At 71.7% G+C, this 20,649-nt stretch carries 16 protein-coding genes and 4 pseudogenes; 7 read left to right on the top strand and 13 right to left on the bottom strand.

Annotation, left to right across the window (positions count from 1 at the left end; genetic code table 11):
* Positions 1–47: 47 nt before the first annotated feature.
* Entirely contained in the window at positions 48–2,093 is a 2,046-nt protein-coding gene (locus ACIA6T_RS08695) for an SPFH domain-containing protein (protein WP_399445826.1), read from the bottom strand.
* Positions 2,094–2,477: 384 nt separating this feature from the next.
* On the opposite strand from ACIA6T_RS08695, the gene ACIA6T_RS08690 reads away from it, so the two are divergent.
* On the top strand, positions 2,478–3,536 hold the full coding sequence (locus ACIA6T_RS08690; protein WP_399445825.1) for a PucR family transcriptional regulator: 1,059 nt from the start codon (positions 2,478–2,480) through the stop codon (positions 3,534–3,536).
* 15 nt (positions 3,537–3,551) lie between these two features.
* On the opposite strand, the gene ACIA6T_RS08685 is transcribed toward ACIA6T_RS08690, so the two are convergent.
* Complete coding sequence (locus tag ACIA6T_RS08685; protein ID WP_399445824.1) at positions 3,552–3,995, bottom strand: DUF6299 family protein; 444 nt, start codon at positions 3,993–3,995, stop codon at positions 3,552–3,554.
* A gap of 234 nt (positions 3,996–4,229) precedes the next feature.
* Between ACIA6T_RS08685 and ACIA6T_RS08680 the strand changes: the two are divergent.
* Positions 4,230–4,358, top strand: a pseudogene (locus ACIA6T_RS08680) (DUF5999 family protein); the annotation flags it as partial.
* Positions 4,359–4,424: 66 nt separating this feature from the next.
* On the opposite strand, the gene ACIA6T_RS08675 reads toward ACIA6T_RS08680, so the two are convergent.
* The 4 genes from ACIA6T_RS08675 to ACIA6T_RS08660 form a co-directional block, all read right to left on the bottom strand.
* A complete protein-coding gene (locus ACIA6T_RS08675) occupies positions 4,425–4,772 on the bottom strand; it encodes a hypothetical protein (protein ID WP_399445823.1) in 348 nt (115 codons plus the stop codon).
* An 81-nt stretch (positions 4,773–4,853) separates the two neighbouring features.
* Positions 4,854–5,237, bottom strand: a complete 384-nt coding sequence (locus ACIA6T_RS08670; protein WP_399445822.1) for a DUF6262 family protein — start codon at positions 5,235–5,237, stop codon at positions 4,854–4,856.
* Entirely contained in the window at positions 5,224–7,512 is a 2,289-nt protein-coding gene (locus tag ACIA6T_RS08665) for a tyrosine-type recombinase/integrase (RefSeq protein WP_399445821.1), read from the bottom strand. The genes ACIA6T_RS08670 and ACIA6T_RS08665 overlap by 14 nt, the downstream gene beginning before the upstream one ends.
* Positions 7,509–8,627 (bottom strand): tyrosine-type recombinase/integrase, encoded by a 1,119-nt coding sequence (locus ACIA6T_RS08660; RefSeq protein WP_399445820.1) that lies wholly within the window; start codon positions 8,625–8,627, stop codon positions 7,509–7,511. The genes ACIA6T_RS08665 and ACIA6T_RS08660 overlap by 4 nt, the downstream gene beginning before the upstream one ends.
* A 111-nt stretch (positions 8,628–8,738) precedes the next feature.
* Between ACIA6T_RS08660 and ACIA6T_RS08655 the strand changes: the two are divergent.
* Positions 8,739–8,828 (top strand): annotated as a pseudogene (locus ACIA6T_RS08655) (DUF5999 family protein); the annotation flags it as partial.
* Positions 8,829–8,875: 47 nt separating this feature from the next.
* Here the strand turns inward: ACIA6T_RS08655 and ACIA6T_RS08650 are convergent.
* From ACIA6T_RS08650 to ACIA6T_RS08640, 3 genes and pseudogenes are all read right to left on the bottom strand, one after another.
* A complete protein-coding gene (locus tag ACIA6T_RS08650; protein ID WP_399445819.1) occupies positions 8,876–9,274 on the bottom strand; it encodes a RidA family protein in 399 nt (132 codons plus the stop codon).
* The gene (locus tag ACIA6T_RS08645) at positions 9,271–10,470 is read right to left on the bottom strand and encodes an acyl-CoA dehydrogenase family protein (protein ID WP_399446062.1); all 1,200 of its coding nucleotides are present in this window, start codon (positions 10,468–10,470) and stop codon (positions 9,271–9,273) included. The genes ACIA6T_RS08650 and ACIA6T_RS08645 overlap by 4 nt, the downstream gene beginning before the upstream one ends.
* Before the next feature lie 156 nt (positions 10,471–10,626).
* Positions 10,627–10,941 (bottom strand): annotated as a pseudogene (locus ACIA6T_RS08640) (acyl-CoA dehydrogenase family protein); the annotation flags it as partial.
* 117 nt (positions 10,942–11,058) lie between these two features.
* On the opposite strand from ACIA6T_RS08640, the gene ACIA6T_RS08635 reads away from it, so the two are divergent.
* From ACIA6T_RS08635 to ACIA6T_RS08625, 3 genes and pseudogenes are all read left to right on the top strand, one after another.
* On the top strand, positions 11,059–12,669 hold the full coding sequence (locus ACIA6T_RS08635) for an AMP-binding protein (protein ID WP_399445818.1): 1,611 nt from the start codon (positions 11,059–11,061) through the stop codon (positions 12,667–12,669).
* A gap of 35 nt (positions 12,670–12,704) precedes the next feature.
* The gene (locus tag ACIA6T_RS08630; protein WP_399445817.1) at positions 12,705–13,526 is read left to right on the top strand and encodes a PaaX family transcriptional regulator C-terminal domain-containing protein; all 822 of its coding nucleotides are present in this window, start codon (positions 12,705–12,707) and stop codon (positions 13,524–13,526) included.
* 529 nt (positions 13,527–14,055) lie between these two features.
* Positions 14,056–14,235, top strand: a pseudogene (locus tag ACIA6T_RS08625) (hypothetical protein); the annotation flags it as partial.
* Here ACIA6T_RS08625 and ACIA6T_RS08620 read toward each other — a convergent pair.
* The gene (locus tag ACIA6T_RS08620; protein WP_399445816.1) at positions 14,219–16,612 is read right to left on the bottom strand and encodes a bifunctional salicylyl-CoA 5-hydroxylase/oxidoreductase; all 2,394 of its coding nucleotides are present in this window, start codon (positions 16,610–16,612) and stop codon (positions 14,219–14,221) included. The pseudogene ACIA6T_RS08625 and the gene ACIA6T_RS08620 sit on opposite strands and share 17 nt — an antisense overlap.
* A gap of 4 nt (positions 16,613–16,616) precedes the next feature.
* On the bottom strand, positions 16,617–17,444 hold the full coding sequence (locus tag ACIA6T_RS08615; RefSeq protein ID WP_399445815.1) for an enoyl-CoA hydratase family protein: 828 nt from the start codon (positions 17,442–17,444) through the stop codon (positions 16,617–16,619).
* Positions 17,445–17,641: 197 nt separating this feature from the next.
* Here ACIA6T_RS08615 and ACIA6T_RS08610 point away from each other — a divergent pair, with 197 nt between their 5' ends.
* Positions 17,642–18,088 carry an ATP-binding protein gene (locus ACIA6T_RS08610; RefSeq protein WP_399445814.1) on the top strand — a complete coding sequence of 149 codons (447 nt, stop codon included), beginning with the start codon at positions 17,642–17,644 and terminating at the stop codon, positions 18,086–18,088.
* A gap of 15 nt (positions 18,089–18,103) precedes the next feature.
* Here ACIA6T_RS08610 and argF read toward each other — a convergent pair whose 3' ends face one another.
* Together argF and ACIA6T_RS08600 are read right to left on the bottom strand one after the other, a co-directional pair.
* A complete protein-coding gene (argF, locus tag ACIA6T_RS08605; RefSeq protein WP_399445813.1) occupies positions 18,104–19,111 on the bottom strand; it encodes an ornithine carbamoyltransferase in 1,008 nt (335 codons plus the stop codon).
* Between the two features lie 86 nt (positions 19,112–19,197).
* Positions 19,198–20,421, bottom strand: coding sequence for an arginine deiminase (locus tag ACIA6T_RS08600; protein ID WP_399445812.1), 1,224 nt, complete (start codon positions 20,419–20,421; stop codon positions 19,198–19,200).
* Between the last annotated feature and the right edge of the window lie 228 nt (positions 20,422–20,649).

Below are 20,649 nucleotides of genomic sequence, written 5' to 3'. Positions count from 1 at the left end.
CCCCCCCCCCCCCCCCCCCCCCCCCCCCCCCCCCCCCCGGAGGGTGGTCAGGCCCTGGCGTGGCCGTTCAGCGCGGCCAGCGGTGTGTCCGAGAGGCCCAGCTCACCGGCTTTCTCGATCAGTTCCTTGAACCGTCCGGTGTTCTCACCGCCCTGCTGCATCAGCCGCATCAGCAGCGCGGACACCGTGAGGTTCTGCACGTCGGCGGTGGAGACGGAGCCCAGGATCCGGCTCAGGTCGTCGGTGAAGCTCGCCGAGCCGTCCAGCCAGGGACCGGCGAGTGCCTGCGCGGTCTCGGAGCTCCGGACGAAGCCGTCCACGCTCTTGCCGAGGGCGATCGAGGACACCAGCCGGTCGAAGAAGACCGACTCGCCACCGACGATGCTGATGTCCGCGTTCTCCAGTCCGGTGGCGAGGACCGTGGCCTGCGCCTCGGCGACCTGCCGCTGCACGTCCAGTCCGGCGAGCCGGATGTCCTTCTCGGCCTCCAGCCGCAGCCGGTACTCCTCGTGACCGCGGGACGCCTCGTCGAGGGCGGCCATCGCCGCCGCCTTCTCGGTGAGGCCGGCCGCCTCCGCGCGGAGCCTGCCGCTGATGGCCTCCGCGTCGGCGAGGGCCTTGGCCCGCGCCCCCTCGGCCTCCGCGCGCAGCCGTGCCTGGGTGGCCTCGGCCTCGGCGCGGCCCGCCTTCTCGATGACGTCGGCCTCCTTGTCGCGGACCTGGACGACGGCCAGCCCTTCGGCCGCGGACTCCGCCTGGACGCCCTCGGCCAGCCGCAGCTTGGCCCGTGCGTCGAGGTCGGCGGTCTTCAACCGGGCCTCGGCGAGGGTGAGTTCCTCAGCGGCGCGGTGCGTGGCGGCCTGCTCTGCGGCCTCGGCGGCCTTGATGTCCTTGACCAGCTTCTCCTGCGCCTCGGCCTCCGCGGCGATGATCACGGCCTGCCGCTGCCGCTCCGCCTCCTCGACCGCCCGCAGCTTCTTGATCGACTCCTCCTGCTCGGCGACCGTACGGTCCACCGCCACCCGCTCACGGATGACCTCGGCGATCTCCCGCTTCTCCGCCTCGACCTCCTTGTCGGCGGCGATCCGGGTCAGCTGGGTCTCCCGCTCCCGGGCGATGACCTCGAGGAGCCGGTCCTTCTCGATGCGCTCGCTCTCGACGGCGATGACCCGCTCGCGGTTCTTGGCGGCGACGGCGACCTCACGGGCCTGGTTCTCGCGCTGCACGCCGAGCTGCTCCTCGGTGCGCAGGAAGGCGCTCTGCGCCCGCAGCCGCTCCTCCTCCACCACCCGCGCGGTCTCCGCCTCCTCGCGGGCCCGCACGGTCTCGATCTCCCGGCGCTGCTTGATCTCGGCGTCGGCCTGCCGGCGCTCCAGCTCCAGGATCGCCTCGCGGGCGTCGACGTCCTGCCGGGTGATCTCCTTCTGCTCGTTGCGCTGGGCCTCGTTGGTGCGGACGTGCTCCACGGCCGTCAGCTCGGTGATCTTGCGGATGCCCTGCGCGTCGAGGACGTTGCCCGGGTCGAGCTGGGTCAGCGGCGTCTGCTCCAGGTAGTCGATCGCCGCGTCCTCGAGGTGGTAGCCGCTGAGGTCGACGCCGATGACCTCGATGATCCGGTACCGCAGTTCCTCGCGCTTGGTGTACAGGTCGGTGAAGTCCATCTGCTTGCCGACGGTCTTCAGCGCCTCGGAGAACTTGGCGTGGAACAGCTCCTGCAGCGTGTTGCGGTCACTGGCCCGCGCGGTACCGACGGCCTGGGCGACCTTGATGACGTCGTCGACGGCCTTGTTGACCTTGACGAAGAACGTGATGCGGATGTCCGCGCGGATGTTGTCCCGGCAGATCAGGCCTTCCTTGCCGGCCCGGGTGATCTCGATGGTCTTCACCGAGATGTCCATCACCTCGGCCTTGTGCAGCACCGGCAGCACGACCGACCCGGTGAAGGTCACATCGACCTTGCGGACCTTGGAGACGATCAGTGCCTTGCCCTGCTCCACCTTGCGGAACAGTTTGGAGACGACGAGCAGGCCGATGAGCACGAGCAGCAGGGCGACGCCGACGAGTACGGCGATGCCCACGGTGGCGGCATCCATGGGACACGTCCTCCCGGGCTAGGAAGTAGGTCGAACGGTGCCTCGTTGGCGAGGCGGGTGAAGGTCCGGCGGAGGAGGAGACGACTCGGTCGGCGCCGCGGTTCTGCGCCGGGTGCGGACGGATGCCGTCCGCATCCTGCGCGCCCACCCGCTCACCACTCACCGTTCACGTTCGGGGGGGGTGGCACCGCTCCCCTCCGGGCTCCGGTGCCGGGCACCTGCCGGTGTCCGGCACCGGAACCATCCGCGGTGCTCCCCGCGGACCATGCTGCCCGCTCGGGTCACGATCGCGCATTGCCGGAACCAGGCAACATTCATTAGGGTCTTGATGCCGGTGTGACACAACCGGCGCGTCAGGGAAGCGTCAGGAGCCGGGGGGAACGCGTGACGGAACGGGAGATCCCGGAGGAGTATCTGGAAGGCTATGCCCGCATTCTGGCCGAGGTCGCGGCCACGGGCAGACGCCTCACCCGGGACGAGATCACCTCCCGGCGGGCCCTGGGAGAACGGGCCGCGGAGGCGGGTTTCGGTCTGCGCTCCCTCGTCAGCGCGCATCTGTCCGGCGCCCGCGGCGCGTGGCCGCGCGGGGCGGACTCGGCCGACGGCGCGCTCGCGGCCGTACAGCAGGTCGTGGACGCGTTCGCCGAGGGGTACGAGCGGGCGCAGCGGCTGGCGGTGCGTCAGGAGGAGGCGGCGCGGCGGGAGTTCATCGACGACCTGCTCTACGGCCGCAGCGATCTGGGACGGCTGGCGGAGCGTGCCGAGCGCTTCGGGCTGCGGCTGTCCCACGCGCACGCGGTCGCGGTCGCCCGGGGTGCGGTCGCCTACGACGAGGGCGATCCGGTGCCGCGGCAGGTGGAGCGCGCCCTGATCTCCCGGTTCGGCGACCGCAGCATCCTGCTCACCACCAAGGACGGGCGGCTGCTGTGCATCGCGCCCGGACACCAGGGCGAGGTGCTCACGTACTTCGCCAAGCAGGCGCACGCCGCCACCGACGGCGGCCAGGTCGCCGTCGGACGCCCGCAGTCCGGTCCTGGCGGTGTCGTCCAGTCCTACGAGGAGGCCCTGAGCTCACTGGAGATAGCCGAGCGGCTGGGGCTCGACGACCCGGTACTGCACGCCGCCGACCTGCTCGTCTACCCCGTACTGGCCCGCGACCGCCAGGCCATGGCCGACCTGGTGCACAACACCCTGGGGCCGCTGACCACGGCCCGCGGCGGTGCCGTGCCCCTCCTGGACACGCTCACCGCGTACTTCGACTCCGGCTGTGTCGCCGCGGAGGCGGCCCGGCGGCTCTCGCTGAGTGTGCGCGCGCTGACGTACCGCCTGGAGCGCATCCACAAGCTCACCGGCGCCAACCCGTCGGACGCCTCCCACCGCTACATGCTCCAGACGGCGGTGATCGGAGCGCGTCTGCTGGACTGGCCGGCCGGCGAGTCGTGAGAGGGGACGCCCGGATCAGTCCTCGGCCAGGGTGACGTCCCGGTGCTCGACGGCGTGGACGACGGGCAGCAGGACGATGCCGCTGGGACGCAGCTCCATGAGGATGGCCTCGGCCTCGGCCCGGCCCGCCTTCAGGGCGTCGGCGGGCACGGTTCCGCTGCTCTCCCAGCGGTGCTCCTCGCCGTCGCACACCGCGCGGGTGCCGTTGAGGGAGTAGCGGACGCCGGACGAGGGCCGGCTGACCGAGGAGCTGACGAAGACCGGTCCTTCGCCGCCGTGGCAGCGGTAGGTACCGGAGAGGGTGACGGAGCCGTCGGCCATCCGGCCCTCCTTGTCCACCGTCACGGACTCCGCGGGAACGGTGGGGGCGGCCGACGCGGGCGAGGGGGCCGCCGCGGCGAAGCCGAGCAGCAGCAGCGCGGAACCGGCCGCGACGCCGAGGGCGGGACGTACGAGCATGGGGAACCTCCCGGAATGAGCGTGATGAGGGATTCCACCAGTACCCGGCGCGGGGTCCGGGGCCGGTCATCGTCACCCCTTCGGTGGCGAGTCGGCCCCGGCCGTCGGGGAACCGTCCCGGGATTGTCCGGGGGCTGTCACGTTTCCCGGCGGGCGGTTCAGGCGCAGGTGCGGCCCGGGCATGGTCGGCGTATACGACCCGTTCGGATCGTTCCACCTATGTGGGGGTGCGCCATGTGTGCCCACCGGTCTTCCTGCCCCAGGACCAATGACTCCGCCGTACATGTGGTGGCCGCACATGTGGTGGCCGCCCACCCCGAGCAGGGCTGGAGCCTGCTGTGCGACGGTGCGATCGTCTTCGAGGTTATGTCGATCTCGGACGCGGAAGAGGCTGCTGACCAGGGTCACTACGAGACGGACATGTCTTCGTCAGGACCGGAGGCATTCTCCCTGCGGATCGAAGCAGATGAGTCCGTGCTCGCGAGCCAGCGCAGCGGCGTACTCGGACACTTCCTCAGCTTTGCCATAGGACATGAGCAGGTACACGATCGGGCCCGATGCCTCGTCGAGGACCGGTGGCGACGCCCATACGACACTGCGCTCGTCGTCGGGGTATCGCGCCACGAGTGCTTGCACGTAGGCCGTGATGCGCGGCTCCGGAGGCACGACGACATCGTCCGATTCCAGGTAACGCTCGTAGAGCTCGTCGTAGGTCGAGCCCGCATGGTGATTGTCGAGGGGACAGTCACCGTCCCAAACAGCGAGGTCATAGCTCATGGGCGCATCGTCGCAGGCGGGAGCTCCGCTGGCGCCAGCAGGCCCCGAGATCGAACCTCCGCTCGTGACCCGCAAGAGGTCCTAGGCCAGGGTGCGGAGGCGGCGGATCTCCCCGTGGGCGGTCTCCAGTTTCCGGGTGAGGTCGGCGACTTGGTCGCGGAGTTGCCGGTTGCGTTCGAGTGCGGTCTCCAGCCTGCGGTGCAGGGAGGCGTCGCTGACAGCGTGCCGAGGGTTGCGGTGGGGTGCCGGGGCTCGCTGCTGGAGCTGGTTGATCGCGGTGATGAGGTCGGTCTGCGTGTATGGCCAGGACCTGGAGACGCCGGCCGCGTTCGCGATGCCGACGACGGTGGGCCGCTCGCTGCGGCGGGCTGCCGTCTTGATGGCCTCTTCGGCGCGCTCGCGTGCCTGCCGGCTGCGAGCCTTCGAGGCTTCGACGAGGAAGCGGGCGTTGTCAGCCGGTGGCATCGAGATCGGTCACCTTCCCGCCGGCCACGATCTGCTGCGGGCCGGCCTGTTCCAGGGCGTCGATGATGGTGTCGAGCTTGCCGAGCGTGCGGGTGTTCTTCTCGACGATGCGCGACAGTCCGGCTTCTTCGGCGTCGCCGATGAGCTTGCGGGTCTCTTCGCGCTGGCGTCGGTGCTGGTCGAGGAAGTCGCCGGTGGTGATGAAGAAGCGGCAGTCCAGGCAAGGGTTCGCGTACTCGCAGTCCGTCTGGATGGGGGCTCCGCAGTAGCCGTTGGGGAGACTGACCTTGGCGCGGACCAGGGACAGCCGCATCCAGGTCGCATCAGCAAGCGGGTGGTCCGCGGGCAGCGCGACGGCTTCGCCTTCGGCGTTGACCTTGAGGGACTTCTCCCAGTGCTCGCGCAGGGTCTTCTGGTGCAGCCGGGCGTAGATGGCCGTCATCTGCGGCGACATGTGGTCGAGCAGTTGCTGGACGATGTGCTGCGGGACGTTGGCGTTGATCAGCCGGGTGCCCAGCGTGTGGCGGAACTGGTGGAAGGTCACGCGAGCTGGGCGGCCGTGCTCGTCGATGAGGCGGATGCGCTCCAGCCAGGTCTCCATCTGTTCGCGGCACCAGGTGTCCGAGACGGCCTTGCTGCCGTTGAGGTTGGCCATCCAGCCGGGGAACAGGAAGCGGCTTCCGGTGGGGAAGCGGGCTTGGACGCGCTTTTGTTGTGCGGCGATCTCGTCGGCCAGGGCCTGGCTGATGGGGAAGAACGCGATACGGCCGTGGATCTTGTGGTTGACCCAGGTCAGGTAGGGGGCGCCGGTGTCGTCGTGGGTGACGCAGTCGAAACGCAGGCGCCGGGCGTCCTTCATCCGCAGGCCGCAGGAGATCAGCAAGGGGACCATGAGGCGGAGGTCGTCGGTGGAGATCAACGCCAGGTTCTCGGGGTTCTCCATCTGCCGCATCAGGTGTTCGGAGATCCACCGGGGCTTGGCCGGCGGCGGTGGCGGAGCGTCGTTGTAGATGATGGCGTCGCGCGGCAGGACCGGCTGCCAGTCGTGGGCGCGGGCGTCGGCAAGGAAACGGCCCAGCGAGTTGACGGTGGCCCGGCGGGTGAACACGTCCGGGTAGTCGACGGCCAGGGCGGCGAGCCACGTCTCGATCCTGGCGCGCGTCAGATCGGCCGGCGCGGCGTCCGGCGACAGATGCCCAGCGAGATGGGCCAGGGAGCGCAGGTTCTGCGCGACGGTGTTGACGCTGATGTTCGTGCTGATGCGCCAGCGGCACCATCGTTTGACCAGCTCGCGCAGCCAGGGCTGGGCTATGGGGCCAAAGCGCAGGTAGCGCGTCTCTCCTTCGGCCAGGGCGAAGTGCCGCAGGTCCCAGACGTCGCGCGGGTACTGGTCAGCCCATGGATCATCGGCGATGAGCAGGTGCTCCAGGGCGAAGCGGGTGTCCGCGATGAAGCGGAAGGCCACCACGTTGTGGCCGTGGCGTTTCCCGCCGGGTCCGAGCGGGGCGACGTGGTCGCGCCAGGTGCTCTCGTCCCAGTCGAGGAGGCTGGTGATGGGTGCCTCGCAGGCCCAGGTGACCGCGCGGCGGACGTCGCGGGCGGGGGTGAAGCGCAGTCCTTCGTCGAGACGGTGTTGCAGACCGAACTGGAACTCCAGGCGCAGGGCGGGAGTCAGCTGGTCCAGGCGGATCTTCGGGTCTCCGCGGTGAGCGAGGTCGTCGTACCAGGTGTCGAGGGCCGGTCGGCCGCGCTTGCGCCACCGGTTGTGGTGGGTGTGACACAGCGGAGCGTCGGTGCTGTCGGTCCAGCGCGGGCAGTCGGGGAAGTCGCAGGTCCGCTCGGCGGACCAGGGTTTGCGCGGCGGTTGATAGAGGGTCCGTCCCAGCCAGGTTTCGAGGGGTGGGCGTTCGGCGTGGTTCCACCGCGAGGCGTGGCGGTGACACAGGCCGTGGGCGACTCGGGCTCGATTGCACCCGGAGACTCGGCAGGCCGAGACCTGGCGTCGTTCGCGCAGTCGCGCATCCTCCTGAGCGGACCAGCCGTCCAGATCGGCTGGTCGTCCTGCCGCCGCCCAGCGGTGGTGGTGGGTGCGGCACAGCTTCAGCCGGCCCATGGTCAGCGTCGTCGGGCAGGCCGGAATGCGGCACTCGCCGGGGAAGAACACCGGGCTGTCCCGCGGTGGACAGAACACCTCCGCCCGGAACTCCGGGCGCACCGTCTCCATCAGCCTGGCCAGCAGGCCGTCGGAGCCTGCTCTCGCGCGGGGCGTGTTCACCGGGTCGGTGCCCTGTCCTTGATGATCCCGGCCGACAGGAGTACCCGGCGATGATCCTCGACATCGAGATGGCTGTAGATCTCGGCGGTGGTCTGCGGGCTCGCGTGACCGAGGAGCTCGGCCACGACCTCGATCGGCACCTCGGCCCGCAGCAGTCGTGTGGCATAGGTGTGCCGGCAGACATGCGGCGAGAAGTGCGTGATGCCGGTCCGCTTCTGCAGGCGCTCGACCAACTCGTTGACGTTCGCACGGGTCATCGGGGAGCCGAGCGGCGCACGGAAGAGGTTGGCGAACACGAAGTCGCAGTCCAGCCTCCCGTACTCACTCTCCATGTAGGCGGCGTAGCGGTCGAACAGCTCCGGCCGCACCGGGATGATCCGGCCCTTCATGACCTTGACCCGGGTCTGGTTCGCGTTGTTCTCGCGCGGAACGACGTGCACCTCGCCCTTGCGGAGGTTCAAGTCAGCGTGCCGCAGACCCAGGGCCTCGCTGATCCGCAGCCCCGCCTCGTCCAGGAGCGCGATCAGAAACCGGTCCCGGCGCCGGTTGCAGGCGCCCATCAGCTGCCGGACCTCGTCATCGGTCAGCGTCCGGGGCGGCTTGCGGTGGGCGTGGATGCGGATCGGGCTGTACTCGACCTCGCCCCCTCGCTGGGTGTGCGCCAGCATCGGCGTGTAGGAGCCTGTCGGCTGCCTGGCCAGCAGGTTTCCCAGCAGCATGGGCACGCTCTCGTCCCGCCTGGCGTGGAACCGGTAGAAGGACGCGAGCGCGGCCCGTTTCCGCTGCAGCGTGGTGTTCTCCAGCGCCTGGCCGACCCCCGGCAGCACGAACACCTCCGGCGCTCGGGCCGGCTTCGGACGACGCAGCCAATCGAAGAACTGGGCGACCACCTCCAGCCGCAAGCGCCGGAAGTCCAAGCCCATCTGTTCCAACCAGACGAAGAAGTCGCGCAGGTCGTAGGCGTAGCCCTGGACCGTGTTCGGCGATGCACCCCTCGCCGTCAGGTACGCGAGGAAGTCCTCCACGTCACCGACGGGCAAGCCGTCGTCCCCCACCACGGTGTACGAGACCGGACCGTCCTCGGACAACCGCAGCCTCTGCACTGCGAACGACACACCACACCCCAGAACGACATGGACAGGCGAACAGAACCCGTCCATGTAGCACCGAAAGGCCCTTTCATGGCAGCGAGTTGGACATCAAAGACACCCGCAAGGCTGATGGACATAGTCGACGACACCGGCGAACTGCTCCCCGACGGCCGGGTGGTCGCCCCGCGCCGGGTCTCCGCCGACCGGCTCACGGTCGCCGCCTGAGCCGGTCGTCACCTGGGCCGGTCACCGCCGAGGCCGGTCCGCCCCTCTCAGGGCAGCAGGGCGAAGCCGTCGAGTTCCACCAAAGCCCGTTCGTCCCAGAGGCGGACCACCCCGACGACCGCCATCGCCGGGTAGTCGCGGCCGGCCAGTTCCCGCCAGATGCGGCCGAGTTCGCGGGCGTGGGTGCGGTACGCGGCCACGTCGGTGGCGTAGACGGTGACGCGGGCCAGGTCGGCGGGGGTGCCGCCGGCCGCGCGCAGGGCGGTGAGGAGGTTGGTGAGGGCCCGCGTGAACTGTTCGGGCAGGGTGTCGCCGGCCACCTCGCCGTCGGCGTCGAGGGCGGTCTGGCCGGCCAGGAACACCAGCCGGGAGCCGGTGGCGACGACGGCGTGCGAGAAGCCGGCCGGCGGGGAGAGCTCGGGCGGGTTGACGCGCTCGGCGGTCACCGGTCCTCCAGGTTCCTGTACAACTCCTTGGCGATGATGCCCCGTTGCACTTCGCTCGCCCCCTCGTAGACGCGGGGTGCGCGGACCTCGCGGTAGAGGTGTTCGAGGAGGTGCCCGCGTTGCAGGGCGCGGGCCCCGTGCAACTGGACGGCCCGGTCGACGACGTACTGCGCGGTCTCGGTGGCCAGCAGCTTCGCCATCGCGGCGCGCCCAGGGACACCGTCGGCGCCCTCGTCGTACGCCGTCGCCGCCGCGTACACCATGAGCCGGGCGGACTCCGTGCGCAGCGCCATCTCGGCGACCTGGTGGGCGACGGACTGCAGGTCCTTCAGCTTGCCGCCGAACGCGTCCCGCCGGGCGGTGTGGGCGAGGGTCGCGTCCAGGGCGGCCTGGGCCATGCCGACCGCGAAGGCGCCGACGCTGGGGCGGAACAGGTTGAGGGTGTCCATGGCGACCCGGAACCCCCGGTCGACCTCGCCGAGCACGTCGCCGGCGGTCACCGGTACGGCGTCGAAGCGGAGGGCGCCGATGGGGTGCGGGGAGAGCATGTCGAGGGCGGCCCCGGTGAGTCCAGGGCGGTCGGCGGGGACCAGGAAGGCGGTCACACCACGTGCGCCGGCGCCGGGGGTGGTACGGGCGAAGACGGTGTAGAAGTCGGCCTCGGGGGCGTTGGAGATCCAGCACTTCTCGCCGGTGAGCCGCCAGCCGTCCGGCCCGTCGGACTCGGCGGCCAGGGACGACGGCGGATCGGAGACGGCGGCCTCCCCCGCCGGTCCGCCCTCCCCCGCCCCGTTCCCCGCCGCCCCGTCCCGCGCCGGTCCGTCCCCCACCGCCCCGTCCCCCACCGCCCCGTCCCCCACCGGCACCGGCCCGGTCGCCCGCGCGCGGGTGCCCGCCCGGCCGTCTCGCGCGCCCGACACCGGCGCGGCCGTCTCCTCGGCCCCCACCGGAACACCCCGTGCGGCGGCGCGCCCGTGCCGCGCCACCGCACCGGACTCCCCGTCCCGCAGCCCAGCACCTGCTCGGCCATCCCACTCGTCCGGTACCGAGCGGCCTCGCGCCGGCACGTCCGGGGCCTCAGCCGGTCCGGTCGGCCGGACGTCCGAAGCCGCACCGCGCTCGGCCCGTCCCGGGACACCCGACGCGGCGGCGTCCCCGGCCGGCCCGGTCCGGGCCTCGAACCGGGCATCCGACACCCCGCCGCGCTCGCCGCGGCGCGGTGCGGCCCGCCGGGGTGTCACCGTCGGGGCGGCCCCGCCGGACGGTTCCGCCGTGAGGGTCAGGGCCGCCGCGTCCGAGCCCGCGTCCGGCTCGCTCAGGGCGAAGGCCGCCACCGCGGTGCCGTCGGCCACCCGGGGGAGCCAGCGGGCGCGCTGGGCGGGGGTGCCGTGGGTGTGGACGGGGTGGGCGCCGAGGCCCTGGAGGGCCAGGGCGGTCTCCGCCTCGGTGCAGGCGTGGGCCAGGGACTCGCGCATCAGGCACAGATCGAGGGCGCCGGAGGTGAACAGGCGGGGCAGCAGGCCGAGGGTGCCGAGTCCGGCGAGGAGGGGACGGTTGACCCGGCCGGGTTCACCCTTCTCGGCGAGCGGCCGCAGGCGTTCCGCGGCCAGGGCGCGCAGCTCCGCGCACCAGGCGAGTCGTTCCGGTTCGAGCGAGAATGCGGTCATCGCCGGTCCCTTCCCTCGCCGCTGGGCCACTCCCGAGGTTATCGCGGACCGTTGACTGCCGTCACCGACACGATACGCTCCTGATGCGAGCCCACCACGCCAAGGGGGCGAACCGTCATGAACCCACGGGCCACCGCGCACGTCGACACCTTCGCCCGCGACCACCTCCCGCCACCCGACCAGTGGCCCGAGCTCCGCTTCGACCTGCCGGAGCTGCACTACCCCGACCGGCTGAACTGCGCCGCCGAACTGCTGCACGGCCCGCCCGACGACCGCCCGGCGTTCCGCACCCCCGACAACGCGCCCTGGACGTACGGCGAGCTGCGCGCCCGCGTGGACCGGCTCGCGCACCTCCTCACCGGCGACCTCGGGATCGTCCCCGGCAACCGGGTGCTGCTGCGCGGCCCCACCACGCCGTGGCTGGCCGCCTGCTGGCTGGCGGTGCTGAAGGCGGGCGCGATCGCCGTCACCGTGCTGGACCGGCAGCGCCCGCACGAGCTGAGCACCATCTGCGGGATCGCCGAGGTCCGCCACGCCCTGTGCGACATCAGGGCCGTCGACGACCTCGCCAAGGCCGGGGTCCCGGACCTCTCCCTCACCACCTACGGCGGCGACTCCCCCGGCGACCTGCTGAACCGCCCGGCGCCCACGACGCCGTACGAGGCCGTGCCGACCGCGGCCGACGACGTGGCGCTGATCGCCTTCACCTCCGGCACCACCGGACGCCCCAAGGGCTGCATGCACGTCCACCGGGACGTGCTGGCGATCGCGGACACCTTCTCCCGGCACGTGCTGAAGCCGGTCGCGGACGACGTGTTCGCCGGCAGTCCCCCGCTGGGCTTCACCTTCGGCCTCGGCGGCCTGGTCGTGTTCCCGCTGCGGGCCGGGGCGAGCGCGCTGCTCCTCGAACAGGCGCACCCGGACCAGCTGTTGCCCGCGGTCGCCGAGCACAGGGTGTCGGTGCTGTTCACCGCGCCCACCGCCTACCGCGCGATGCTCGCCGGACTCGACGGCCACGACGTCTCGTCGCTGCGCCGCTGCGTCTCGGCGGGCGAGAACCTGCCCGCCGCCACCTGGCGGGCCTGGCACGAGCGCACCGGGCTGCGGATCATCAACGGTATCGGCGCCACCGAACTGCTGCACATCTTCGTCTCCGCCGCCGACGAGGCGATCCGCCCCGGAGCGACGGGAGTTCCGGTCCCCGGCTGGCAGGCGCGCGTGCAGGACGCCGACGGCACGCCCGTGCCCGACGGGGAGCCGGGACTGCTCGCGGTGCGCGGCCCCGTCGGCTGCCGCTACCTCGCCGACCCGCGCCAGCGGGAGTACGTGCGCGGCGGCTGGAACATCACCGGCGACACCTATGTCCGCGACCCCGACGGCTACTTCCGGTACGTCGCCCGCGCCGACGACATGATCATCTCGGCCGGGTACAACATCGCGGGCCCCGAGGTCGAGGACGCCCTGCTGCGCCACCCGGACGTCGTGGAGGCGGCGGTGGTCGGGCGGCCGGACGAGGCACGCGGTCAGGTCGTGGTGGCGTACACGGTCGTCGAGGAGGGCGCGGAACGCGACGCCGAGGCGCTGCGCGCCTTCGTGAAGTCCGAGCTCGCGCCGTACAAGTGCCCGCGGGAGATCGTGTTCATGGACGCCCTGCCCCGCACGGCCACCGGCAAGCTCCAGCGGTTCCGGCTGCGCACTCGCACCGGGACGGGGGACGACCGTGCGTGACGCCGGGGAATCCCGCCATCCGTATACGACCTAAGATGATCAACGTGTCCGACCAGCAAGCCCCCCACGCTCCGAGATCCCTCATCGTCACGCTCTACGGCGCGTACGGCCGCTCCGTGCCGGGCCCGGTGCCCGTCGCCGAGCTGATCCGGCTGCTGGCCGCGGTCGGCGTGGACGCCCCGTCCGTCCGCTCCTCGGTGTCCCGGCTCAAACGGCGCGGCCTGCTCCTCCCCGCGCGCACCGCACAGGGCGCGGCCGGATACGAACTCTCCCCCGAAGCACGCCAGTTGCTCGACGACGGCGACCACCGCGTGTACGCCACCGATCCGCCGGAGGACGAGGGCTGGGTGCTCGCCGTGTTCTCCGTACCGGAGTCCGAACGGCAGAAGCGGCACGTCCTGCGCTCCCGGCTGTCCGGCCTCGGCTTCGGCACGGCGGCCCCCGGCGTGTGGATCGCCCCCGCGCGGCTGTACGAGGAGACCAGGCACACCCTGGAGCGCCTGCGCCTCGACAACTACGTCGACTTCTTCCGCGGCGAGCACCTGGGCTTCGCCCCCACCGCGGAGGCCGTCGCCCGCTGGTGGGACCTGGCCGGGATCGCCGAGCAGCACGAGGCGTTCCTGGACCGGCACGCGCGCGTACTGCGCGCCTGGGAGCGGCGCACCGACACCCCGCCCGAGGACGCCTACCGCGACTACCTCCTCGCCCTGGACTCCTGGCGCCACCTCCCCTACACCGACCCCGGCCTGCCCGCCGCCCTGCTCCCCGCCGACTGGCCGGGCATCCGCTCGGCGGCCGTCTTCCGCTCCCTGCACGAGCGGCTGCGGGACGCCGGGGCGGCGTTCGTGGGCGTGTAGCGGCCCGGCCCCACTCAGCCAACCCTCAGCCAACCCTCAGCCTGTTCATCAGACCTCTCCGTGAATACCCCTGCCTTCGGGCGGGGGAGGAAGCGAACTTCTGCGGAGCAGGGCAGGAAGCGGGGCTTCGCTCTCAGGGCGAAGGACCGTCCCGCCGCGCAGCAGGAGTTGGGCGGAATGGGCGGTAGGGTCGGCTTCGCCCGGTCGGCGAGAACCAGGTCGACCGGGTCTACCGCCGGGCAGGCGGAATGTCAGGTCTGTGGAGCCGGCGTAAGACCGATGGCTGGTACACCAGCCCTTGCCGTTTGTTCGGGTCGGCTGCTGTCGATGAAGCAGAAAGCTCAACCCGCGAGGGCTGAATCTCCCTGCTTCAGCCGGGAGAGATGTCAACCCGTCCTCTCACATTCCTCGCCCTGCCTCCCCCGTGTGGCAGGGCGGACCGGGGAAAAGAGGACGATCGCGCATGACCACCGCAGCGAGGACCCGGGGGGCCACCGTCTGGCTCACCGGGCTCACCGGGCTCACCGGGCTCACCGGGCTCACCGGCGTCGACGATCCGTACGAGCCGCCCACCGACCCGGCGCTGGTCCTGCGCACGGAGGCGCAGCCCCCGTGGGAGTCGGCCGACGCGGTCCACGCGATGCTGGCGGAGCACGGGCCGGCCCGGCGGGCGGAACTCATGACGTCCGGGGTCACGTCCCGAGGCTGAGACGGGGTTTGGGTGCGTCCGTGCGGCCGGTCCGGGGCCGTCTGCTGCCCGCACGGTACGGTGCCGGCCAGACCGCGCCCGGACCCTCGTAGCCCTGCTCGGCCGCCGCGTGGAGCGTCCAGTGGGGGTCGTAGAGGTGGGGGCGGGCCAGTGCGCACAGGTCCGTGCGCCCGGCCAGGAGCAGGGAGTTGACGTCGTCCCAGGAGGAGATCGCGCCGACCGCGATCACCGGGACGCCCGCCTCGTGCCGTACCCGGTCGGCGAACGGGGTCTGGTACGAGCGCCCGAACTCCGGTGTCTCGTCGGCCACGACCTGCCCGGTCGACACGTCGATCGCGTCGGCGCCGTGCGCGGCGAAGGCGCGGGCGATCGCGACCGCGTCGTCGGCCGTGGTGCCGCCCTCCGCCCAGTCGGTGGCGGAGATCCGGACGGTCATCGGCCGGTCGCCGGGCCACACCGCGCGCACCGCGTCGAACACCTCCAGCGGGAAGCGGAGCCGTTTCTCCGGCGAGCCGCCGTAGGCGTCGGTGCGGTGGTTGGTGAGCGGGGAGAGGAAGCCGGAGAGCAGGTAGCCGTGGGCGCAGTGCAGTTCCAGCAGGTCGAAACCGGCCCGCGCGGCCCGTACGGCGGCGGCCGTGAACTGCTCCCGCAGGTCGGTGAGCTGGGCCCGGGACAGTTCGCGCGGCACCTGGCCACCGGGCTTGTACGGCAGGGGCGAGGCGGCGACGAGGGGCCAGTTGCCGTCGTCGAGCGGCTCGTCCATGCCCTCCCACATCAGCTTGGTCGAGCCCTTGCGGCCACTGTGGCCGAGCTGCACGCCGATCGCGGTGCCGGGCGCCCGCGTGTGCACGAAGTCGGTGATCCGCCGCCACGCCTCGGCCTGCCGGCCGGTGTAGAGGCCCGCGCAGCCGGGCGTGATGCGCCCCTCGGGACTGACGCACACCATCTCCGTCATCACCAGCCCGGCCCCGCCCAGCGCGCGGGCGCCGAGGTGCACGAGGTGGAAGTCGCCGGGGACGCCGTCGACCGCCGAGTACATGTCCATGGGCGAGACGACGACCCGGTTGCGCAGGGTCAGTCCGCGCATCCGGAACGGGGTGAACATCGGGGGCGTACCGGGCGGGCAGCCGAACTCTCGCTCCACGGCCCCGGTGAAGCGGGCGTCGCGCAGCCGCAGGTTGTCGTGGGTGACGCGGCGGCTGCGGGTGAGCAGGTTGAAGGCGAACCGGCGGGGCGGCTGGGCGAGGTGGAGGGGAAGGTTCTCGAACCACTCCAGGCTGGCGCGGGCGGCACGCTGGGTGGAGGCGACGACCGGTCGGCGTTCCGTCTCGTACGCGGTCAACGCGGTTTCCAGGGAGGGCTGTTCGTCCAGACACGCGGCGAGTGCCAGCGCGTCCTCGACGGCGAGCTTGGTGCCGGAGCCGATGGAGAAGTGCGCGGTGTGGGCGGCGTCACCGAGGAGCACGATGTTGCCGTGCGACCAGCGGTCGTTGACGACCGTGCGGAAGATGGTCCACGTCGAGTTGTTGGACTTCAGCGGGCGTCCGCCGAGCGCGTCGGAGAAGATCTTGGCGCAGCGTCCGACGGACTCCGTCTCGTCCGTCTCGTCGAATCCGGCGGCGCGCCAGACCTCGTCGCGCATCTCGACGATCACGGTGGAGGCGTCGGCGGAGTAGGGGTAGCCGTGCAGCTGCATCACGCCGTGCCCGGTCTCGGCGATCTCGAAGCGGAAGGCGTCGAAGGGGAAGTCGGCGGCCAGCCAGATGTAGCGGCAGCGGTGCTCGGTGACGTGGGGGCGGAACACGTCCGCGAAGGCCTCGCGGGTGGTGCTGTGGACTCCGTCGGCGGCCACGACCAGGTCGTACGTCTCCGCCAGCCGGGCAGGGGCGGGGGCCTCGGTGCGAAAGCGCAGGTCGACTCCGAGGGAGTGGCAGCGGTGGTGCAGGATCTGCAGGAGGCGGCGCCTTTCCAGGGCGGCGAAGCGGTGTCCTCCGGAGGTCTGGAGGGTGTTCCGGTGGACGATGTCGATGTCGTCCCAGTGGACGAAGGCTTGCTGGAGGGCTTCGTGGACCTCGGGGTCGGCGTGTTCGATGCCGCCGAGGGTTTCGTCGGAGAGGACGACGCCGAAACCGAAGGTGTCTTCGGGGGCGTTGCGCTCCCACACGGTGACCTGGCGGTCGGGGGCGAGACGTTTGAGCAGTGCGGCGGTGTAGAGGCCTCCCGGGCCTCCGCCGATGATCGCGATGCGTCGGGGGTGGTTCGGCAGCTTGGGCGGGTGCGGCGCCGTTGTGGTTGATCGCGCCCCCGCGGCGGTAGCCGCAGATTCAGAACGGCCCCGCGCTCCTGAGGATGACGTAGTCCCCTTGGTCGAGAGCATTCCGCTACCTCCCCTGCCACTTCGGAGAGCGCTTCTCTGTGAACGCCGCATGGAATTCGGCGTAGTCCTCGCCGTTCATCAGGAGGGCCTGGGTCGAGGCGTCCAGTTCGATCGATGCCGACAGGGGCATGTCCAGTTCGGCTGTCAGGAGGGCCTTCGTCTGGGCGTGGGCCAGGGCGGGGCCGTCGGCCAGGCGGTGGGCCAGGGTCCGGGCGGCCTCGTCGGCGTGGCCCTCGTCCGTCAGCGCGCTGATCAGGCCGATGCGTTCGGCCTCCGGTGCGCGTACCGGTTCGCCCAGCATCAGCAGCCGGGTGGCGTGACCCAGGCCGACGACCCGTGGCAGGAGGTACGCCGCGCCCATGTCGCCGCCCGACAGGCCGACCCGGGTGAAGAGGAAGGCGAAGCGGGCGCTGGGGTCGGCGACCCTGAAGTCGGCGGCCAGGGCGAGGACCGCGCCGGCGCCCGCCGCCACTCCGTGCACCGCGGCGATCACCGGGAACGGGCACTCCCGTACCGCCCGCACCACCTGGCCGGTCATCCGGTTGAAGTCGAGGAGCTGGGCGGTGTCCATCGAGAGGGTCGCGCCGATGATCTCGTCGACGTCGCCGCCGGAGCAGAAGCCGCGGCCCTCGCCGGCCAGCACCAGGGCGCGTACGGCCCGCTCCCGGGACAGTTCGGCGAGCAGGTCGCGCAGGTCGGCGTAGGCGCCGAGGGTGAGCGCGTTGAGCTTGTCGGGGCGGGCGAGGGTGACGGTGGCGACACCGTCGGCGACGTCGACGCGCAGATGCTCCCAGCGGGCGGTGCGGGCGGCGGAGCCGGTGAAGGGACTCATGAGGGCGGCCTCCTAGGGCGGGCACTGCGCTGCTCAGTGAGCTCTGCCCCATGAAGTTATCACCCGTCGGTGACCGTCGTCATGTGCACGCGATACGCCGTTCGGGCGCCGTCCTGTGCGCGGCGAGGACCGCCCCCTCGAAGGGCCCTGGCGGGTGCGCCGTACGATGGGCGGCTGAAAGCAGGAGCACCCGCTCCATGAACGGACCCACTGTGTACGAACCTCCCACCGCCTCCACCTCCTGGCGCGTCGCACTGCCGCACACCACCGCGGCGGTGCCCGTGGCCCGTGCGCTGGTCCGTACGGCGCTGGCCGAGCGGGAGCACTCCGCCGACTGCGACACCGCGGAGCTGCTGACGGCGGAGCTGGTGGCGAACGCCGTGGAGCACACCTCGGGGAGCACGCCGATAGAGCTGGTGGTGCGGCTGCTGCCGGCCGGCTGCCAGGTCGAGGTGCACGACGCCGACCCGGAGCCGCCCGGCGATCTCACCCGCCCGACGCCCCTCGGCGTACCCGACCCCTGGCAGGAGCACGGGCGGGGGCTGCTGCTGATCCGCACCCTCAGCTCGTCCTGCGGGCACCGCCCCACCGAGTCCGGCAAGGCGGTGTGGTTCCGGCTGCCGGGCCAGCGGCGCCCGGTCTGAGCGGGACGCGGGGGCTCAGGCGAGGGTCGCGACCAGGACGGCCTTGATCGTGTGCATACGGTTCTCCGCCTCGTCGAAGACCACCGAGTGCGCCGACTCGAACACCTCGTCGGTCACCTCCAGGGAGGTGAGCCCGTGGGCCTCGAAGACCTCCTGGCCGACCTTGGTGCCGAGGTCGTGGAAGGCCGGCAGGCAGTGCAGGAACCTGACGTCCGGGTTGCCGGTGGCACGCAGGACGTCCATGGTCACCGCGTACGGGGCGAGGGCCTTGATCCGCTCGCCCCAGACGTCCTTGGGCTCCCCCATGGAGACCCAGACGTCCGTGGCGACGAAATCGGCGCCCGCGACGCCCTCGGCGACGTCCTCGGTGAGCGTGACACGCGCCCCGCTCGACACGGCCAGCTCCCGCGCCCGGTCGACGATCTCCTGGGCGGGCCAGTAGGCCTTCGGGGCGACGATCCGTACGTCCATGCCCAGCAGGGCGGCGGTCACGAGGTAGGAGTTGCCCATGTTGAAGCGGGCGTCGCCGAGGTAGGCGAAGGCGATGTCCGTGAGCGGCTTGGCGCTGTGCTCGGTCATCGTGAGCACGTCGGCGAGCATCTGGGTGGGGTGCCAGTCGTCGGTGAGCCCGTTGTAGACGGGCACCCCCGCGTACGCCGCGAGCTCCTCCACCTTGGCCTGGCCGTCCCCCCGGTACTCGATCCCGTCGAACATCCGGCCCAGAACCCGCGCGGTGTCCTTCACGGACTCCTTGTGGCCGATCTGCGAGCCGGACGGGTCGAGGTACGTCGTCGAGGCGCCCTGGTCGGCGGCCGCGACCTCGAACGCGCAGCGCGTACGCGTCGAGGTCTTCTCGAAGATCAGCGCGATGTTCCTGCCCCGCAGGTACCGGTGCTCGGTCCCGGCCCGCTTGGCGGCCTTCAGTTCGGCGGCCAGCTCCAGCAGGCCGAGGAACTCCGGCGCGGTGAAGTCCAGCTCCTTGAGGAAGTGGCGGCCGGCGAGGGCGGTCGGGACAGTCGCCATGGGGCGCTCCAGGGATGGGGGACACGAACGCCTGGAAGTCTATACGAAGTTTTGTATTTCTATACAGCCCCTTCGTGCGGTTTCCCCTACACCGCGTCCCGCTGGACGGGACAGCTCATGCAGCGCGGCCCGCCCCTGCCCCGGCCCAGCTCGCTGCCGGGGATCTCTATCACCTCGATGCCCTGCTTGCGCAGGTGCGTGTTGGTGGTGGCGTTCCGCTCGTAGGCGACGACGACGCCCGGTTCGACGGCCAGGACGTTGCAGCCGTCGTCCCACTGCTCGCGCTCGGCGGCGTGCACGTCCTGGGTGGCGGTCAGCACCCGGATCTCACTGAGCCCGAGGGCGGCGGCGATCGCGCGGTGCATGTGCTCCGCCGGATGGTCGGTGACCTTCAGCTCCTTGTCCCCCGCGCCCGGCTCGATGGTGTACGAGCGGAGCATGCCGAGGCCGGCGTACTGGGTGAAGGTGTCGCCGTCGACCATCGTCATCACGGTGTCCAGGTGCATGAAGGCGCGGCGCTTCGGCATGTCGAGCGCGACGATGGTCTCGGCGGAGCCGGCCGCGAACAGCTTGTGCGCGAGCATCTCCACCGCCTGCGGGGTGGTCCGCTCGCTCATCCCGATCAGCACCGCGCCGTCGCCGATGACCAGCACGTCCCCGCCCTCGATGGTGGACGGGTAGTCGGCCTGCCCCTCGGACCAGACGTGGAAGGGCTCCGCGCGGAACAGCGGGTGGTGCCGGTAGATCGCCTCGAAGTGCACGGTCTCGCGCTGCCGGGCCGGCCACCGCATCGCGTTGATGGCGACGCCGTCGTAGATCCAGGCGGAGGTGTCGCGGGTGAAGAGGTGGTTGGGCAGCGGGCCGAGCAGGAAGTCGTCGAGCTCCATGGCGTGGAAGCGCACGGAGGTGGGCTCCGGGTGGGCGTCCAGGAACTCCCGCTTGGTCATCCCGCCGATCAGCACCTCGGCGAGCTCGGGCGCCGGGAGCGTCTCGAACGCGGCACGCAGGTGGTCGGTGGCCAGCGGGCCGTACTCCTTCTCGTCGAAGACGCGGTCCAGGACGAGCGCGCGGGCCGCCGGGAGGTCCAGCGTCTCGGCGAGCAGGTCACCGAAGAGATGGACGGTGACGCCCCGGTCGCGCAGGACGTCGGCGAACCCGTCGTGCTCGGCGCGCGCCCGGCGCACCCAGAGCACGTCGTCGAAGAGCAGGGCGTCCTTGTTGCTGGGGGTGAGCCTTTTGAGCTCGAGATCGGGCCGGTGCAGGATGACGCGGCGCAGCCGCCCGGCCTCGGAGTCGACGTGGTAGGTCATGCCTTTCATCCTGACCGTCCGGGCGCGTGTTCACCCCTGTCCCCGGGGTTCCTGGTTCCGGAAATCCGCTTCCGTCAGCCACCGCGCAGGAGATCGGCGTGCCGCGGACCGGTCCGGACAGGGCCGCGGCACGCGTCCGCGTCACAGAGGCGGCCGGACCGGCCGCGACAGCCTGTCGAGCGCGGGTAGGACGGGCGCCCGCGCCCGCATCGCGCAGCGAGGCGGGCA

The sequence above is a fragment of the Streptomyces sp. NPDC051740 genome, from assembly GCF_044453165.1.
GTDB classification, from domain to species: domain Bacteria; phylum Actinomycetota; class Actinomycetes; order Streptomycetales; family Streptomycetaceae; genus Streptomyces; species Streptomyces atrovirens.
This window is presented reverse-complemented; position numbering and strand designations above follow the sequence as displayed.

Bases quoted from the DNA above. Each gene is read 5' to 3' on its own strand.
- ACIA6T_RS08695 (WP_399445826.1), bottom strand. From the start codon at position 2,093: ATGGATGCCGCCACCGTGGGCATCGCCGTACTCGTCGGCGTCGCCCTG.
- ACIA6T_RS08685 (WP_399445824.1), bottom strand. From the start codon at position 3,995: ATGCTCGTACGTCCCGCCCTCGGCGTCGCGGCCGGTTCCGCGCTGCTG.
- ACIA6T_RS08675 (WP_399445823.1), bottom strand. From the start codon at position 4,772: ATGAGCTATGACCTCGCTGTTTGGGACGGTGACTGTCCCCTCGACAAT.
- ACIA6T_RS08670 (WP_399445822.1), bottom strand. From the start codon at position 5,237: ATGCCACCGGCTGACAACGCCCGCTTCCTCGTCGAAGCCTCGAAGGCT.
- ACIA6T_RS08635 (WP_399445818.1), top strand. From the start codon at position 11,059: ATGAACCCACGGGCCACCGCGCACGTCGACACCTTCGCCCGCGACCAC.
- ACIA6T_RS08630 (WP_399445817.1), top strand. From the start codon at position 12,705: ATGATCAACGTGTCCGACCAGCAAGCCCCCCACGCTCCGAGATCCCTC.
- ACIA6T_RS08620 (WP_399445816.1), bottom strand. From the start codon at position 16,612: ATGCTCTCGACCAAGGGGACTACGTCATCCTCAGGAGCGCGGGGCCGT.
- ACIA6T_RS08615 (WP_399445815.1), bottom strand. From the start codon at position 17,444: ATGAGTCCCTTCACCGGCTCCGCCGCCCGCACCGCCCGCTGGGAGCAT.
- ACIA6T_RS08610 (WP_399445814.1), top strand. From the start codon at position 17,642: ATGAACGGACCCACTGTGTACGAACCTCCCACCGCCTCCACCTCCTGG.
- argF (WP_399445813.1), bottom strand. From the start codon at position 19,111: ATGGCGACTGTCCCGACCGCCCTCGCCGGCCGCCACTTCCTCAAGGAG.
- ACIA6T_RS08600 (WP_399445812.1), bottom strand. From the start codon at position 20,421: ATGACCTACCACGTCGACTCCGAGGCCGGGCGGCTGCGCCGCGTCATC.